13 protein-coding genes are annotated in these 16022 nt (G+C 62.1%); 10 read left to right on the top strand and 3 right to left on the bottom strand.

Features of this window, described 5'->3' with window-relative positions; all coding sequences use genetic code 11:
- Positions 1-3: 3 nt before the first annotated feature.
- The gene (locus ACCQ07_RS15945) at positions 4-1263 is read right to left on the bottom strand and encodes a type II secretion system F family protein (protein WP_218496974.1); all 1260 of its coding nucleotides are present in this window, start codon (positions 1261-1263) and stop codon (positions 4-6) included.
- A 353-nt stretch (positions 1264-1616) separates the two neighbouring features.
- Here ACCQ07_RS15945 and ACCQ07_RS15940 point away from each other — a divergent pair, with 353 nt between their 5' ends.
- The 5 genes from ACCQ07_RS15940 to pilB all read left to right on the top strand — a co-directional run bounded on the left by ACCQ07_RS15940 (position 1617) and on the right by pilB (position 7674).
- Complete coding sequence (locus ACCQ07_RS15940) at positions 1617-2042, top strand: pilin (RefSeq protein WP_031423879.1); 426 nt, start codon at positions 1617-1619, stop codon at positions 2040-2042.
- Positions 2043-2177: 135 nt separating this feature from the next.
- Positions 2178-3767, top strand: coding sequence for a phosphoethanolamine transferase (locus tag ACCQ07_RS15935; RefSeq protein ID WP_031423877.1), 1590 nt, complete (start codon positions 2178-2180; stop codon positions 3765-3767).
- A 10-nt stretch (positions 3768-3777) separates the two neighbouring features.
- On the top strand, positions 3778-4407 hold the full coding sequence (locus tag ACCQ07_RS15930) for a spermidine synthase family protein (protein ID WP_042773942.1): 630 nt from the start codon (positions 3778-3780) through the stop codon (positions 4405-4407).
- Complete coding sequence (locus tag ACCQ07_RS15925) at positions 4377-5903, top strand: spermidine synthase (protein WP_031423872.1); 1527 nt, start codon at positions 4377-4379, stop codon at positions 5901-5903. Before ACCQ07_RS15930 ends, ACCQ07_RS15925 begins: the two co-directional genes overlap by 31 nt.
- Positions 5904-5937: 34 nt before the next feature.
- Positions 5938-7674 carry a type IV-A pilus assembly ATPase PilB gene (gene pilB, locus ACCQ07_RS15920; protein WP_372363449.1) on the top strand — a complete coding sequence of 579 codons (1737 nt, stop codon included), beginning with the start codon at positions 5938-5940 and terminating at the stop codon, positions 7672-7674.
- A gap of 221 nt (positions 7675-7895) precedes the next feature.
- On the opposite strand, the gene ACCQ07_RS15915 is transcribed toward pilB, so the two are convergent.
- Positions 7896-9350 (bottom strand): sigma-54-dependent transcriptional regulator, encoded by a 1455-nt coding sequence (locus tag ACCQ07_RS15915; RefSeq protein ID WP_011348337.1) that lies wholly within the window; start codon positions 9348-9350, stop codon positions 7896-7898.
- 267 nt (positions 9351-9617) lie between these two features.
- Positions 9618-11231: a sensor histidine kinase gene (locus ACCQ07_RS15910; protein WP_122273517.1), complete on the bottom strand. Its 1614-nt coding sequence runs from the start codon at positions 11229-11231 to the stop codon at positions 9618-9620.
- Between the two features lie 231 nt (positions 11232-11462).
- On the opposite strand from ACCQ07_RS15910, the gene sucC reads away from it, so the two are divergent.
- The 5 genes from sucC (at position 11463) to ACCQ07_RS15885 (ending at position 16008) form a co-directional block, all read left to right on the top strand.
- Positions 11463-12632 (top strand): ADP-forming succinate--CoA ligase subunit beta, encoded by a 1170-nt coding sequence (gene sucC / locus ACCQ07_RS15905; RefSeq protein ID WP_057681815.1) that lies wholly within the window; start codon positions 11463-11465, stop codon positions 12630-12632.
- Between the two features lie 24 nt (positions 12633-12656).
- Entirely contained in the window at positions 12657-13532 is an 876-nt protein-coding gene (sucD, locus tag ACCQ07_RS15900) for a succinate--CoA ligase subunit alpha (protein WP_029820064.1), read from the top strand.
- Positions 13533-13702: 170 nt separating this feature from the next.
- On the top strand, positions 13703-14047 hold the full coding sequence (locus tag ACCQ07_RS15895; RefSeq protein WP_008577787.1) for a YlcI/YnfO family protein: 345 nt from the start codon (positions 13703-13705) through the stop codon (positions 14045-14047).
- 3 nt (positions 14048-14050) lie between these two features.
- Positions 14051-14353: a type II toxin-antitoxin system RelE/ParE family toxin gene (locus tag ACCQ07_RS15890; protein ID WP_303400552.1), complete on the top strand. Its 303-nt coding sequence runs from the start codon at positions 14051-14053 to the stop codon at positions 14351-14353.
- Positions 14353-16008: an NAD+ synthase gene (locus ACCQ07_RS15885; protein WP_029820060.1), complete on the top strand. Its 1656-nt coding sequence runs from the start codon at positions 14353-14355 to the stop codon at positions 16006-16008. Before ACCQ07_RS15890 ends, ACCQ07_RS15885 begins: the two co-directional genes overlap by 1 nt.
- Positions 16009-16022: the final 14 nt, after the last annotated feature.

The following is a 16022-nucleotide window of genomic DNA, read 5'->3' as shown; positions in this document are numbered from 1 at the left end:
GTCTTATCCAACCACTGCGCCGAGTTTGAAGATCGGAAGATACATGCCGATGACCATGCCACCGACGATGGTGCCGATGAACACCATGATCAGTGGTTCAAGCAGACTGCTGAGTGCGTCCACGGCATTATTGACCTCTTCCTCAAAGTATTCAGCCACTTTGAAGAGCATTGCATCAAGCGCGCCGGCCTCTTCGCCAATCGCAGTCATTTGAATAACCATATGTGGAAATAGGTTCACCTGTTTCATCGCCATGTTGACCGGGTAACCCACAGACACATCGTCCCGCATCCTGAAAACAGCCTCCTCATAAAGCTTATTGCCAGTAGCGCCAGCTACGATCCCAAGTGCCTCCACTAGAGGAACGCCTGCCTTGAATGTCACTGCAGTTGTCCGTGCAAAGCGTGCAATCGCACTGTTGTGCATGATCTGCCCGATTACGGGCACCTTGAGGATCAATCGATCAAGTCCATGCTGCATCCGTGGAGAACGTTTGTAGGCAAAGATGAAGCCAACGACAGATCCAACCGCGACTACCAGCATCAACCACCAATAGCTGACCATGAAGCGCGATGCGTTGACGAGGAGCTGAGTGAATGCCGGTAGTTCAGCACCGAAGCTCTTGAATACTTCTTCGAACTGAGGCACCACGAAGATGAGCAAAATCGCACTCACGATAATTGCCACCGCAACCACCATGGCAGGGTAGAACAATGCCTTTTTGATCTTGCCCTTTAGGGCTTCAATGTTTTCTTTGTAGGTAGCAACCGTGTCGAGGACTGTCTCCAGAACGCCAGCACCTTCGCCCGCGCGGACAAGGTTGCGGTAGAGCTCGTCAAACTGAACGGGATGTTTGCTGACGGACTCATAGAGCGAGGATCCCCCCTCGATGTCTGTCCTGATCTGGCCGACCATTTTTTTCATGCGTGGGTTTTTGTGTCCCTCGCCAATGATCTCCAACGAACTGACGATGGGCACGCCCGACTTCATCATCGTCGCCATCTGGCGGCTAAAGAACGCGATGTCTTTGGGGGTAACTTTCTTCCCCGCCGCTCCGAACAGAGGCTTCGGCTTTTGCTTCACCATGCTGGGCACAATGCCCTGACGGCGCAGCTCTGCTCGCAACATATTGGCGTTACGGGCTGTCTGCTCTCCCTTCATCTTCACGCCACGCTTGTCAGCCCCTTCCCAAATGAAGGTCTGTAGCATGCTGGTGCTCCGGTCGACCGGTTGTTTCTTGATGGCGCTACGCGCGATTGACATGTCGTCTCCCCCAAATCCAGCCATCCCCAGGCCGGAATATGCAGTGATGGTAGCGTGTTTGCTAGGCAAGGGCATCATATCGATCGATGGACCTGCGGCGTCTTGAGAAGTGACCACTCGTAGTCGGAATCTGACCTTGCGCGTCACATGGTCATCCCCGTCGCACTTGAAGGTAGAGCAGCTTTCATTTTCCGAAATGCCTGGCATCATTGCCCCGGGGAGAAGACGCGAACGGGGACTGCTGATTGGCACGTAATCTGCATGTACCGATTTGCACACACGCCCTGCTCGGGTGCACCAAGTGCCCGGGCCGGAGATTTTGGTTAACTCACAACCTACTAGGGGATGCATCCATGAAGAAGCAGCAAGGCTTTACACTTATCGAACTGATGATCGTGGTCGCGATCATCGCCATCCTGGCTGCCATCGCGCTGCCGGCTTATCAGGACTACACCACTCGCGCCAAGCTCAGTGAAGCGCTGACGATGTCGGCGCCTGCCAAGCTTGCGGTAACTGAGACTGCATCGTCGCTCGGCGGTGTTACTAATGTTACTGCTGCGAATTCGGGCTACGTATTCCCGGGTGCCACGAAGTATGTCAGCAATGTCGCCATCACCAATGCAACGGGTCGCGTCACTGTGACCTCCACGGTGCCCAACGCTACCGGTGACATCCTGCTGACCCCGACTGATGTCGGTGGTGGCCAGCTGAAGTGGACCTGCTCTTCCGCCATCAACACCAAGTACCTGCCGGCGGAGTGCCGTAACTCGGGCACCTGATAGGTTCAGACGAGTACCTTGTAGAGGCCCCGCGACGCGGGGCCTCTTTTTTTCTGGGGGCATATCGTGTTGCGGGGCAAACGGGCGCTAGTAGGGGCAATTTTTTTCGTGTCAGTCAGTTTGACCCCCGTTGTCATGTTGATCATGAACGGGGGCGATAACGTCGGGATATCTGCGTTATATGCGTTGGCGGGCCTGGTTGTTTCGGTCTCGCCCCTACGAAGGCTGCCCCGCCTAACCTGCACTTGGCTGGCACTCATCAGTGCCGGCGCGATTCTGCAGGTGGAGATGCTGCTGCGCTTCGGGGGAATGGTGGACGTCAACGCGCTCGCGTTAGTCTCCGAGACCACCAGTGGCGAAGCTTTGCCGTTGCTGCACTCGGTGCCTGTACGCCTTCTGTCTGGCTGGGGACTGATTGTTGTGATCTGGGCAGGGCTCATGCTATGGCCGCCGCAACTTCTGCGATGGCCGGGCAGGCGGCTTGCATTATTCGGCGGTGGCGTATGTGCGGCGCTGCTGGCAATCGTCGTCGCATTCGAAGGCTGGCACGAGACGACGGTGGATGCTGCTTTCGATCAGCCATCCTTGGAACGCATGGAGGCCTTGCGGCGGGGGTACCCGACGGGGATGCCGTTGGTCATCTGGGAGTATTTCCGGCAGCGTCGAGAGCTGGTCGCTGCTGATGCCGGCCTTGAAAGCTTTCGGTTCGGAGCCAGCCGCTCGGTGGTGGGGGGCTGGCCACGGCGTGTGCATGTGCTGGTGATCGGCGAGACAGGTCGAGCCGATCATTGGGCGCTGAACGGCTACAGCCGTGACAGTACGCCTCGGCTTTCGAGTCGCAATGACCTGATCAGCTTTAAAAAGTTCTACTCGCGAGCCACCTTCACCCGGCTGTCGGTGCCCGTGATTCTGAGCCGCAAGCCGCCGGGTTCGGTCGAAGCTACCTTCGGTGAGCGCTCGTTGTTGCAGGCGGCCCGCGAAGCTGGCTATCACACGGTGTGGCTCTCCAATCAGGCGCCGATGGGGTTCCATGATTCGCCTATTACGGTTCTGGCCAAGGATGCCGATGAGGTGTGCTTTGTCAGCCCGGTCGACTATCGCCACGCAGGCGTCCGCGACGAGGATCTGCTGCCGCACGTCAGACGTCTCCTTGCCGCCGACCAGCGCGATCTGTTCCTGGTGATCCATACGATGGGCAGTCACTTCCGCTATCGGGACCGATACCGCCCCAAGGATGCGGTCTTCCTACCGGACAAGCCGGAACATGGCGATGCCAGGTTGTATGATCCGGATCACAAGGAGTACCTGGTCAATGGATACGACAACTCGATCCGCGCCACCGATCGTTTCCTTGATGGCCTGATCGGTCAGCTCGGGAAACTTGATGCTGCATCCTGGATGTTCTATGTCGCCGATCACGGCGAGGCGCTGTTCGATGACTGTCGCGCCGAAAGCGGGCATGGTCAATCATCACCAGCGACCCATCACGTCGCGGCGGTATGGTGGGGATCTGAGGCGTACCTCAAGCACGCGCCGGAGGCCGTTCGGAATCTACGCGCGAATGCCGACGCGATGTTATCTACCTCCATGGTCTTCGACACCACGACCCGATTGGCGGGTATCGACGTGCCCGGCTACCGCCAATCGCAGGATTTTTCCTCAGCAAAGCCTGGTATTCCGATCGATATCGCGTCGCTGCCGCTCGATGTTCCCCGCTGTCACTGAATAGGAGTCCGTGTTGAACGGTTCATCAACCAATGTGTCCGAAAAAGCTGGGTGGATTTCATCCTTGGGCGTGTTGTTTTTCCTCTCCGGTGCTGCGGCATTGATCTACCAGGTGAGCTGGCAGCGTGTCCTTGTTTCGGGTCTGGGAGCGGACACGCTGTCTGTCGCAGTCATCGTCTCGGTATTCATGCTAGGGCTTGGGCTTGGGGCGCTGATCGGGGGCTGGGCCGCGGACCGTGCCACAAGTCCACTGCGATGGTTCCTCGCAGTGGAGCTTGGTATTGCGTGTTATGGCGTATGTAGTGTCGCTGTAATCGATCTGGTCATGATGCATGCTGGTGGGCTTGGGCATGGGGTCGTCGTGTTCGGTGCACTGTTTGCGTTGATCGTGCCGACAACCTTGATGGGGATGACCTTGCCGATCCTGGTGATCCTGCTGGACCGTGTTGTCCGCAACGTAGGTGAGGCAACAGGTTTGCTTTATCTTGCCAATACGATGGGCGCGGCATCGGGGGCCATCGGGACCGGTCTTTATCTTTTTCATATCATGGACTTGCGGCAGGTCACCTGGCTGGCGGCAGCCATCAATGCAACGGTCGCCCTCGGTGGATGGTTTCTGGTACGGAGAGCGGCGGCATGAGCTTGAAATGGATGCCGCGGGGTGTTGCTTTCCTTGTGGGCGCGGCGAGTCTGGTGCAGGAGGTGCTGTGGGTGCGGCTTGCGGGATTCGCGACCGGTGGTCTGCCAGAGACATTCGCGATGATCCTTGCGTTGTATCTTCTGGGTATCGCGGTAGGAGCGCATTTTGGGCGTCGTCTGTGCGTTGGCCGGGTCCTGGACATCAGGCGTCGCGCCTCGTTCGTGCTGTTGCTGTCCGCGCTGGTCGATATCGCCGCCCCTTTCCTGTTTTCTTGGGGGATCGGTTTTCTTCCCGTGACTTTGGCAATGCTGCCTCTGGTGATCGCAACCGCTGCACTGAAGAGTGCATTATTCCCGGTGGTGCACCATCTCGGCAGCAATGATGCAGTGGCGTGGAAAGGCGGGTCGTTCTCCAAGGTCTACTTCGCCAATGTGGCGGGATGTACCCTCGGTCCACTGATCGTCACGCTCTGGCTGATGGACGTGATGGCAATGGAGCAGCTTTTCGTCGGTGTCGCCACTGTCACCGCGGTTGCAGGGATGTGGCTGGTCGGCCTTCGCCTACTTGCGGTGCCTGCAATGGTGGTCGCGCTTGCGACACTTCTACTCCAGCCTGCATTGCCAGCGCTTGCCAGCCGCATCGTGATGGCAACGGGGGGGGCTCCGGCCGACTGGCTGCTGGAGCGCAAGGAAGGAATCATCCATACGGTCGCCGACCCACAGGGAGACATCGTATTTGGCGGCAATGTGTACGACGGGCGCATCAACGTCGATCTGCGATCGAACAGCAACAAGATCGATCGTGTCTATGCAGCCATGGCGGCTGTGCCGAATCCCAAGCGTGTGCTCGTGATCGGTCTTAGCGGAGGCAGCTGGACGCGTGTGATTGCATCATTCCCCACTGTGGAGCGCGTGGACGTTGTCGAGATCAATCCGGGCTATCTCGAGTTGATCGCCGGTCACCCACAGGTCGCACCGATCCTGCGGGATCCGCGTGTCCACATCCATATCGACGATGGTCGTCGCTGGTTGAGGGCACAAGGGGGCGCGCGCTACGATGCGGTCGTGGTAAACAGTACCTTCCACTGGCGTTCTGGTACAACGACGCTTCTTTCGCAGGAGTTCTTTCGCCTGGTTGGCGCGCATCTTTCCGATTCAGGCGTAGCGTTGGTGAATGCCACCGGGTCTCCAGAGGTCCTCAAGACGGCAGCTTCGGAGTTTCCACAGGCCTATCTGTTTGGCAACAGTGTCATCATGTCACGACGCGACTTCCGCGATACGCTTCGCGCTGGTGGCGAAGCCATTTACGCGACCCGAATGCATGGGCGGCCGGTCTTTGATCCGGCCAATGCGTCTGATGCGGCCGCTGTGCGGAAGGTCACCGCGGCCGATCTCCTAGGCGTTGATGTGGTGGAAGAGCGGGCCGGGCGACCAGTCGAGGTCAATACTGATCTGAGAATGTTGACCGAGTATAAATATGGGGCGTCGTCCCGATGATCGGGAGGATGGGGACATCAGCGGGAATCAAACGATGAATTCAGTAGCTACCACCAATCTCGTTGGCATCACCGGCATCGCGCGTCGCCTTGTGCAGGATGGCGCCCTGGAGGAAGCCGCAGCGCGGACGGCGATGGAACAGGCGGCCGCTGCCAAGGTGCCGCTGCCGCAGTGGTTTGCCGAGAAGAGGCTGGTGTCGGCGTCGCAGCTGGCGGCGGCCAACGCAGTGGAATTCGGCATGCCGCTGATGGATGTGTCTGCGTTCGACGCTAACCAGAACGCAGTCAAGCTAGTCAGCGAGGAGTTGCTCCAGAAGTACCAGGTGCTGCCGCTGTTCAAGCGCGGCAATCGGTTGTTTGTGGGAGTGAGCAACCCGACCCAGACCCGGGCGCTGGACGACATCAAGTTCCACACCAATCTGGTGGTCGAGCCGATCCTGGTCGACGAGGACCAGATTCGTCGTACCTTGGAACAGTGGCAGGCCAGCAACGCGTCGTTGGGTTCGTCGCTTGGCAACGACGACGATGAGATGGGGGATCTGGACGTCTCCACCGGCGACGAGGACATGGGCGCCGGCGGGGATGCCGGGGTCGATGCCAAGGGCGACGACACGCCTGTGGTGAAGTTCGTCAACAAGGTGCTGGTGGATGCGATCCGGCGGGGAGCCTCGGACATCCATTTCGAGCCCTATGAAGACGATTACCGGGTGCGGTTGCGGATCGATGGGCTGCTCAAGAATGTGGCCAAGGCGCCGGTGAAGCTGAATCAGCGCATCGCGGCTCGCTTGAAGGTGATGTCGCAGCTGGATATCGCGGAGAAGCGGGTGCCGCAGGACGGGCGCATCAAGCTCAACCTGTCCAAGACCAAGCAGATCGACTTCCGCGTCAGCACCTTGCCGACGCTGTTCGGCGAGAAGGTGGTGCTGCGTATCCTGGACGGCAGCGCGGCCAAGCTGGGCATCGACAAGCTGGGCTACGAGCCGGATCAGCAGAAGCTGTTCCTGGAGGCGATCCACAAGCCGTACGGGATGGTGCTGGTGACCGGGCCGACTGGTTCGGGCAAGACGGTGTCGTTGTATACGGCGCTGGGAATTCTCAACGACGAGACGCGCAATATCTCCACCGCGGAGGATCCGGTCGAAATCCGCTTGCCTGGCGTCAATCAGGTACAGCAGAACAACAAGCGTGGCATGACCTTCGCGGCAGCCTTGCGCTCGTTCCTGCGTCAGGACCCAGACATCATCATGGTTGGCGAAATCCGTGACCTGGAGACGGCCGAGATTGCGATCAAGGCGGCGCAGACCGGTCACATGGTGTTGTCGACGTTGCACACCAACGATGCGCCGCAGACCATCGCACGCTTGATGAACATGGGCATCGCGCCCTACAACATTACCTCGTCGGTGACCTTGGTGATCGCGCAGCGTCTGGCGCGGCGGTTGTGCAACAACTGCAAGCGCAAGTCGACGCTGCCTGACAACGCCTTGCTGGCTGAAGGATTCACGCCCGCACAGCTTGCCGCCGGGATCGAGCTGTATGAGGCGGTCGGTTGCGACGAGTGCACCGAAGGCTACAAGGGGCGTACCGGTATCTACCAGGTCATGCCGATGACCGACGAGATCGGCGCGATCGTGCTGGAGGGCGGCAATGCGATGCAGATCGCCGAGGCCGCGCAGGCGATCGGTATCCGCGATTTGCGGCAGTCGGCCTTGATGAAGGCTGCCCACGGGGTGACCAGCCTGGCCGAGATCAATCGGGTGACCAAGGACTAAGGGCTGGGAATCGGGATTGGGGAATCGAAAAGCCTGGGAACTCTACGTCCCAGGCCTTTTTGTTTGGACAGCTGGGCCAAGGATTACAGCGGGCCACCGCAAGATGATGCGTGAGCCAATCCATAGCGGCGTCTCCCGCGAGAACCATCGCAGCCGGCGACTGCGCTTTTACGATTCCCGATTCCCGATTCCCGATTCCCCACTCCCGATTTCCGGCTCTTCTACTCCATCCCCAGCTTCTTCAACTTGTAACGCAGCGCGCGAAACGTGATGCCCAGCTGCGCCGCAGTCTTGGTCTTGTTCCAGCGGTTTTCTTCCAGCGCCTTCTGGATCGCGGCGCGCTCCAGTTGCTCGATGTAGGACGGCAGCGCGGCTGAGGCCGGGTCGATGTCGACGACGGCTTCGCGCGGTTCGGCCGCGGCACCTCCGTTGGGGACGGCCAGACGGTGGCCGCCGTGAGCGGGCAGGCGCAGGTCGGTGGCGCTGATCTGGTCGTCTTCGGCCAGGGCCAGGGCGCGTTCGAGGATGTTTTCCAGTTCGCGCACGTTGCCTGGGAAGCCGTAGTGATTCAATGCGTCGAGCGCCGACTGGGTCAGCAGCGGAATGGGGCGGCCATGGCTGTGCGCCAGGCGCGCGATGATGGCAGCGGCCAGCTGCGGCAGGTCGCCACCGCGTTCGCGCAGCGGCGGCACACGCAGCTCAATTACGTTGATGCGGTAGTACAGGTCATGCCGAAAGCGGCCGTCGGAGACCAGGTCGCCCAGGTCCTTGTGGGTGGCCGAGAGGATGCGCACATCCACCAGCGATTCGCTGGATGCGCCGACCGGTCGCACCGACTTTTCCTGGATGGCGCGCAGCAGCTTGACCTGCATCTGCAACGGTAATTCGGCCACTTCGTCCAGGAACAAGGTGCCGCCGTGCGCGGCCTGGAACAGGCCGGGCTTGTCGGCATGCGCGCCGGTGAAGCTGCCCTTCTTGTGGCCGAAGAATTCGCTTTCCATCAATTCGGCGGGAATGGCGCCGCAGTTGACCGGCACGAACGGGCCGGCGGCGCGTGCGCCTTGTTCGTGGATGGTGCGTGCGACCAGTTCCTTGCCCACGCCGGATTCGCCGACGATGTAGACCGGCGCCTGGCTGCGCGCGACCTTGCCGATGGTGGCGCGCAGGCTTTCCATGGCACTGGAGTCCCCGAGCAGGCGGCTGGCCTGTTCCGGTGGCGGCGGTGGCGGAGCGGGACGGTCGCGATTGTTCAATTCCAGCGCGTGCTTGACCAGGCCGCGCAGCACGCCGATGTCGACCGGCTTGCTGACGAAATCGAAGGCGCCGGCTTTCAGCGCTTCCACGGCCAGGTCCATGCTGCCGAAGGCGGTGATCATCGCCACCGGTGTCTGCGGGTAGTGTTTTGCGATTTCGGTGACCAGTTCGATGCCGTTGCCGTCCGGCAACCGCATGTCGGTCAGGCACAGATCGTAGGGGTTGTTGGCCAGCAACTCGCGCGCCTCGGCCAGGTTCGCCGCGGTGCTGATGCGCAAGCCCATGCGGCCCAGGGTGAGAACAAGCAACTCGCGGATATCACGCTCGTCATCGACAACCAGGGCGCTTTTGGGTTCGTTCATGGGACGCACGATAGCCCAGCGTGATGATGGTCGACAATTGTCGAGCAGGTCGCGGCCCACCGATTCACCTGCTACGCGGGTGCATCACTGCGGCATTCAGCGCGTTTGCAAGGCGCCGATGCCAGTCGGCGATGCGGGGCTGTCGATGGGCTGCGTTGCCAAACGCGTCTGCCTCCGACAGCCTTGCTGGCGTAAGCCCGCACGACCCGCAGCCAGGCACCGCGTTGGGTGTGCGTCTTCGCCAGTTGCAACGTTCTGCTATCGAACAAGTGCCGCGCTGCGCGATATCGTCACATCAGACATCCCACTCAGCCGATAGCCGAGAGCTCACTTGCCAAGCAATCCATTGGGTCCTTGCAACGAAATCCGGAAGCACGCACCGCCGCCGGGGACCGCGACATAGTCCAGTTGCGCCTGGTTGGCGCGGCAGAGTTCCTGGGCGATGTACAGCCCCAGGCCGGTGCCGTGCTCGGAGGTGGTGTAGAACGGGCGGAACAGTTGCGCCGCCACGGCCTCCGGGATGCCTGGGCCGCGGTCGATCACATCGATCACAGCCATGCGCTCGAGGCGCTCGACGTGCAGCTTGACCCGCGCCGGCTCGTCCAACACCCGGCCGTACTTGAGTGCGTTGTGCACCAGCGCGGTGAGGATCTGATGCAGGTGCTTGGGATCGACCAACGCATGCACGGAGCTCCCCTGGATGCTGGCCTCCAGGATGTCGGTTTCCATCGACAAGGTCTGGCGATATTCGACCACGAAGCGGCGCACGAATGCGGCCAGGTCCAGGTTGTCCGGGGTGGCGCGTTCCCGGCGTGCCAGTGCGAGCACGCTTTCGACGATGCCGTTGGTGCGCTGACATTGCTGGTGGATGATCTGCAGCAGGCGGCGGTCGGCATCGCCGATGTCCGGCGATTCTTCCAGCAACTGCGAGGCGTAGCTGATGGCGGCCAGCGGGTTGCGGATCTCGTGCGCCAGGCTGGCCGAGAAGCGTCCCATGGCCGACAGGGTCAGCGACTCGGCACGGCGCGACACCACCGTGGCATCGTCCAGAAACACCAGCACCAGATCGCTGTCGGCGAGCAGGCGCACGAAGCGCGGCTGCACTTCCGGGCGGTCGGCGCCGAGTTGCAGCGGGGCTTCTTCCTGGCGCCAGCCGCTACGCCAGCGCTGCAGCCGGCGCGCCAGCTCCGGGGTGAGCGCCACCAGCGACAGGTCGGTGGACGGGGTGCGTTGGTCACCATCGCCCAGCAAGCTCAGCGCTGCTTCGTTGGCCAACGAGATGTGGTTGTGGGTATCCACCACCAGCACGCCGGTGCGCATGCGCCGGATGATCAGCTCGTTGATCTCGTACAGATTGGCGACCTGGGCGCCGCGTTCTTCGGCCAGCATCTGGTTGCGACGGGCGCGGGCGGCGATTTGTTCGCAGATGAAGGCCACCGCGACGTAGCTGGTGGCAAACATCGCAAGCTCGGCCACCGGACGAGTGGCGCCGCCGCCTTCGAGCAGGGTCCACAGGTATTCCAGCAGGATGGCGGCGCTGGCGAGCACCGCGATGCTCATGCCGTAGCGCAGCCGCAACAGGATCGAGGCGGCCGCCACGTTGAACAGCAGCATCATCGCAATCCCGGCGCTGGCACCGGGCAGGGCGTGCGTGGCCAGGGTGGCTGCAAGGATGTCGGCCACTACCGCGCACAGCACGGTGGGGGTGAGGCGGCGTTCGCCGCGGCCCCAGAACAGCAGCGGGATCGCCATGCACAGGTAGCCGATCGCCACGCCGGCGGCCAGGCGCGGGTAGCGCGGATCGGGAATGGCGTCGGACAAGGGGCTGAACACCAGCGCGGCGATCAGGCCGGCCACCAGCACCCGGTACAACGAGAAAAAGTACAGCTCGCGCTGCGGCGCGGACTGGATCCGGGCGATGAGCGATGCGATGGATGCCAAGCCGATTCCCCGCTGGAGCGAGCCGCGAGTATAGGCAGGTGCGCGGCCTGCGCAGCGCTTGCGCACAGAGTCGGCCTGCGCGCAAGCGCTGCGATCGGGCGGCCAATCCCGGGCAATTTTGCGCCGCACGGCGTGGTCGGCCACAATAGGCGGCCCGTTCGCGTCCCATGACGTGCCGCCCCGGCGGTCTGCGTTGCACGCAGCGGTCGTTTCCTTTTCCCACGGTGACGCATGAATTTCCACGAATACCAGTCAAAACAGCTGCTTGCCGAGTACGGCATCCCCGTTCCGGCCGGCAAGGTCGCGGCGACCCCGGACGAAGCGGTTGAAGTCGCCAATTCCCTGGGCAATGGCCCCTGGATGGTGAAGGCGCAGATCCACGCGGGCGGCCGCGGTAAGGCTGGCGGCGTCAAGTTCTGCAAGACCACCGACGACGTGAAGGCCGCAGCCGCCAAGATGCTCGGCACCAAGATGTCCACCTACCAGACCGCCGGCGTCGAGCTGCCGATCAACCTGGTGCTGGTCACCACGGCCGGTGAGATCGTCAAGGAACTGTACCTGTCGATCCTGGTCGACCGCGGCACCAAGACCATCACCTACATCGCCTCTTCCGAAGGCGGCGTGGAGATCGAGCAGGTGGCTGCCGAGACGCCGGAGCTGATCCACTCCCTCAACGTCGATTTCGTCGAAGGCGTGCAGGGCTACCATGGCCGCGATTTCGGCTTCAAGCTCGGCCTCAACGCCAAGCAGGCCGGCCAGTTCGCCAGCATCATGGTGAACCTGTATCGCCTGTTCAACGAAAAGGACCTGGCGCTGGTTGAAATCAACCCGCTGGCGATCCTGGACGACGGCAACCTGTACGCGCTGGACGGCAAGTTCGACAGCGACGACAACGCCGCGTTCCGTCAGAAGCAGCTGGTCGCCATGCGCGACAAGACGCAGGAAGACGAGACCGAAGTGACCGCGTCGGAGCTGGACATCAACTACGTCACCATGGACGGCAACATCGGTTGCATGGTCAACGGCGCAGGCCTGGCCATGGCTACCATGGACGTGATCAAGCTCAATGGCGGTGAGCCGGCGAACTTCCTGGACGTGGGTGGCGGTGCGAACAAGCAGCGCGTCATCGAAGCGTTCAAGCTGATCCTGTCCTCGGACAAGGTCGAAGGCATCTTCGTCAACATCTTCGGCGGCATCGTCCGCTGCGACATGATCGCCGAAGGCATCATCGCCGCGGTCAAGGAAGTGGGCGTCAAGGTTCCGGTCGTGGTGCGCCTGGAAGGCACCAACGTGGAAGAAGGCAAGCAGCTGCTGCGCGATAGCGGCATGGCCATCATCCCGGCCGACAACATCAACGACGGCGCCAAGAAAGTCGTTGAAGCTGTCAAGAACGCCGCCTGATCCACGATACCGAAGGAACTATCCATGTCCGTTTTGATTAACAAGAACACCAAGGTGATCGTGCAGGGCTTTACCGGCCAGCAGGGCACCTTCCACGCCACTCAGATGGTCGAGTACGGCACCCAGGTCGTCGGCGGCGTGACGCCCGGCAAGGGCGGCACCACCCACATCAATCTGCCGGTGTTCAACACCGTCGCCGATGCGGTCCAGGCCACCGGCGCCGACGCCTCGGTGATCTACGTGCCACCGCCGTACGCGGCCGATGCGATCCTGGAAGCGGCTGCGGCCGGCATCAAGGTCATCGTCTGCATCACCGAGGGCATCCCGGTGCTGGACATGCTGCGCGTCAAGAACGTGCTGACCCGTTCGCATCCGGACACCGTGCTGATCGGGCCGAACTGCCCCGGCGTGATTACCCCGGGCGAGTGCAAGATCGGCATCATGCCGGGCCACATCCACAAGCCGGGCAAGATCGGCATCGTGTCGCGTTCGGGCACGCTGACCTATGAAGCGGTCAAGCAGACCACCGAAGTGGGCCTGGGCCAGAGCACCTGCATCGGCATCGGTGGCGACCCGATCAACGGCCTGAACTTCGTCGACTGCCTCAAGCTGTTCAACGAAGACCCGCAGACCGAAGGCATCATCATGGTGGGCGAAATCGGCGGCGACGCCGAGGAAGCCGGTGCCGAGTACATCAAGAACCACGTCAAGAAGCCGGTGGTCGGCTTCATCGCCGGTGCCTCCGCGCCGGCCGGCAAGCGCATGGGCCATGCCGGTGCGATCGCGTCCGGTGGCAAGGGCACGGCCGAAGGCAAGTTCGCGGCGATGGAAGCCGCCGGCGTCAAGACCGTCCGCTCGCCGGGCGATCTGGGTGCGGCGATTGCGGCGCTGGTGAAGTAAGTCTTACCAGTGTGGTGTCGCAGAAAGCCGCCTTCGGGCGGCTTTCTGCGTTTACGGGGATACCTGATGCAGATGGCAGGGATTGCGCACTGCACGACGCACGCTGGGCCGACTGTTCGGCTCCATGCCTATGTCGATGCTAAAGCCCTGAATTGCACAAGGAGCGTGTCATGCAAAGTGTGTCACAAGTGTGCTACTTTGGGTCCGCCATTCGGTCCCCCGAGGTTGCCATGTCCACGACCACCATCCGTCTGCCCGACGAACTGAAAGCGCGTGTCGCCAGGGCGGCGAAAGATGCCGGAACCACGGCGCACGGCTTTATCGTCGACGCCATCGCGGAAAAAATCGATGCATACGAGCGCCGCACGGCATTTCATGCCGAGGCGCAGCAACGCTGGGCTGCCATCCAGGAGGGCGCCAACACGCTGTCCTGGGCGGACGTACGCCAGTACATGCAGCAACTTGCCGATGGAGACGACCCCGCGCCACCGGTGGCCAGCGCCGTCGAGCGCTGACAGGTGACCAGGATCGTGCTTGCCGCGCGCGTTGCCGACGATGCACGCCGTCTGGTCGCCTATCTGCTGGAACACGATGCAGCCAATGTGCAGCGAAAACTCGCAGGTGTCTTCCAGGCCATCGATGCATTGACGGACAATCCACTGATAGGGCGCGCGGTGCAGGGCGGATTCCGCGAACTGGTCATCGGTCGCGATGCCAGCGGCTATCTTGCGCTCTATCGTTACGCACCGTTGGACGACACCGTGTACGTGCTGGCGATCCGTTCGCAGCGCGAAGCGGGTTACCTTGAAAGCCTGTTTTGATGGAGTCAGCAGTGACAGCACACACCCTCCGCATCGCCATGGCCCAGTTCGACTTCCCGGTCGGCGGCGTGACGCAGAATACCGATCGCATCATCGAGTACATCGCAGCGGCGCGCGACGAGTTCGAAGCCGACATCGTGCTGTTTCCCGAATTGGCGATCAGCGGGTATCCGCCGGAAGACCTGCTGTTACGACCGGGATTCCTCGCTCATTGCGAACAGGCGCTGGCGCGGATTGCGGCGGCCACGCGCGGCATCGTGGCAGTGGTCGGCTGGCCGCAAAGCGCCGGCAGCGTGGTCTACAACGCCGCCAGCGTGTTGCGCGACGGGCGGATCGAAGCCACCTACCGCAAGCGCGAATTGCCCAACTATGCGGTGTTCGACGAGCGTCGTTATTTCGACGTGGATCCGGATGGCGAGAGCTGCGTGGTCACGGTCAAGGGCGTGCAGGTGGGCGTGGTGATCTGCGAAGACCTCTGGTTCGCCGAGCCCTTGGCCAACACGGTACGGGCGGGCGCGGAGTTGGTGCTGGTGCCCAATGCCTCGCCGTACGAGCGTGGCAAGCATGCCCAACGCGATGCATTGCTGGCCGAACGCACCCGCGAGAGCGGGGCAGCGATTGCCTATCTCAACGTCGTGGGCGGGCAGGATGCACTGGTGTTCGATGGCGCCTCGGTGGTGGCCGATGGCGACGGCACCGTGCATCCCGCCGCTGCAGCCTTCGTGGACCAGTGGCTGGTGGTGGACTACGCGGCCGGCGAGCGCAGCTTCACTCCGGTGGTGTGGGTGGATGACGGCGACGAGAGCATGGATGCGCTGGCCTGGCGTGCGGTGGTGCGCGGGCTGCAGGACTATTGCCGCAAGAACGGCTTCAGCAAGGTCTGGCTTGGCTTGTCCGGCGGCATCGACTCGGCACTGGTATTGGCGATGGCGGTGGATGCGCTGGGCGGCGACAACGTGACCGCCGTGCGCCTGCCGTCGCGCTACACCGCCACCCTGTCCAACGACCTGGCCGACGAGCAATGCCGCGCGCTGGGCGTGAAGCTGGAGACCATCGCGATCGAACCGGCTTTCGAAGGCCTGCTCGGCGCGCTGGGGCCGATGTTCGAAGGCACCCAGCCGGACATCACCGAAGAAAACCTGCAGTCGCGCAGCCGTGGCGTGATCCTGATGGCGCTGTCGAACAAGTTCGGCGGGCTGGTGCTGACCACCGGTAACAAGAGCGAATACGCAGTGGGTTACGCCACCATCTATGGCGACATGTGCGGTGGCTATGCGCCGCTCAAGGACCTTTACAAGACGGAGGTGTTCGGCCTGGCGAAATGGCGCAACACCGTCGGCGGCGCGCCGGTGATTCCGCCGGCGGTGATCTCGCGCCCGCCGTCGGCCGAGTTGCGCGCCAACCAGACCGACCAGGATTCGCTGCCGCCGTACGATGTGCTCGACGGCATCCTGTATCGCTACGTCGACCAGGAGCAGTCGCGCGACGACATCGTTGCGGCTGGCTACGCGGCCGATACCGTCGAGCATGTGCTGCGCCTGGTGCGGCTCAACGAGTGGAAGCGCCATCAGTCCGCGCCCGGGCCCAAGGTATCGCGGCGTGCATTCGGTCGCGAACGGCGCTATCCGATCACCAACGGGTATCGCGGGCAGTAATCCGGACGGCTAGT

The sequence above is a fragment of the Xanthomonas sp. NCPPB 3583 genome, from assembly GCF_041475715.2.
In the GTDB taxonomy this organism is placed as follows: Bacteria; Pseudomonadota; Gammaproteobacteria; order Xanthomonadales; family Xanthomonadaceae; genus Xanthomonas; species Xanthomonas euvesicatoria.
The sequence above is the reverse complement of the archived record's forward strand: the minus strand, read 5'-3'. Positions and strand labels throughout refer to the sequence as shown.

Excerpts from the sequence above, each read along its gene's own strand:
- ACCQ07_RS15940 (WP_031423879.1), top strand. The coding sequence starts at position 1,617 with ATGAAGAAGCAGCAAGGCTTTACACTTATCGAACTGATGATCGTGGTC.
- ACCQ07_RS15945 (WP_218496974.1), bottom strand. The coding sequence starts at position 1,263 with ATGTCAATCGCGCGTAGCGCCATCAAGAAACAACCGGTCGACCGGAGC.
- sucC (WP_057681815.1), top strand. The coding sequence starts at position 11,463 with ATGAATTTCCACGAATACCAGTCAAAACAGCTGCTTGCCGAGTACGGC.
- ACCQ07_RS15935 (WP_031423877.1), top strand. The coding sequence starts at position 2,178 with ATGTTGATCATGAACGGGGGCGATAACGTCGGGATATCTGCGTTATAT.
- pilB (WP_372363449.1), top strand. The coding sequence starts at position 5,938 with ATGAATTCAGTAGCTACCACCAATCTCGTTGGCATCACCGGCATCGCG.
- ACCQ07_RS15895 (WP_008577787.1), top strand. The coding sequence starts at position 13,703 with ATGCAAAGTGTGTCACAAGTGTGCTACTTTGGGTCCGCCATTCGGTCC.
- ACCQ07_RS15885 (WP_029820060.1), top strand. The coding sequence starts at position 14,353 with ATGGAGTCAGCAGTGACAGCACACACCCTCCGCATCGCCATGGCCCAG.
- ACCQ07_RS15925 (WP_031423872.1), top strand. The coding sequence starts at position 4,377 with ATGGTTTCTGGTACGGAGAGCGGCGGCATGAGCTTGAAATGGATGCCG.
- sucD (WP_029820064.1), top strand. The coding sequence starts at position 12,657 with ATGTCCGTTTTGATTAACAAGAACACCAAGGTGATCGTGCAGGGCTTT.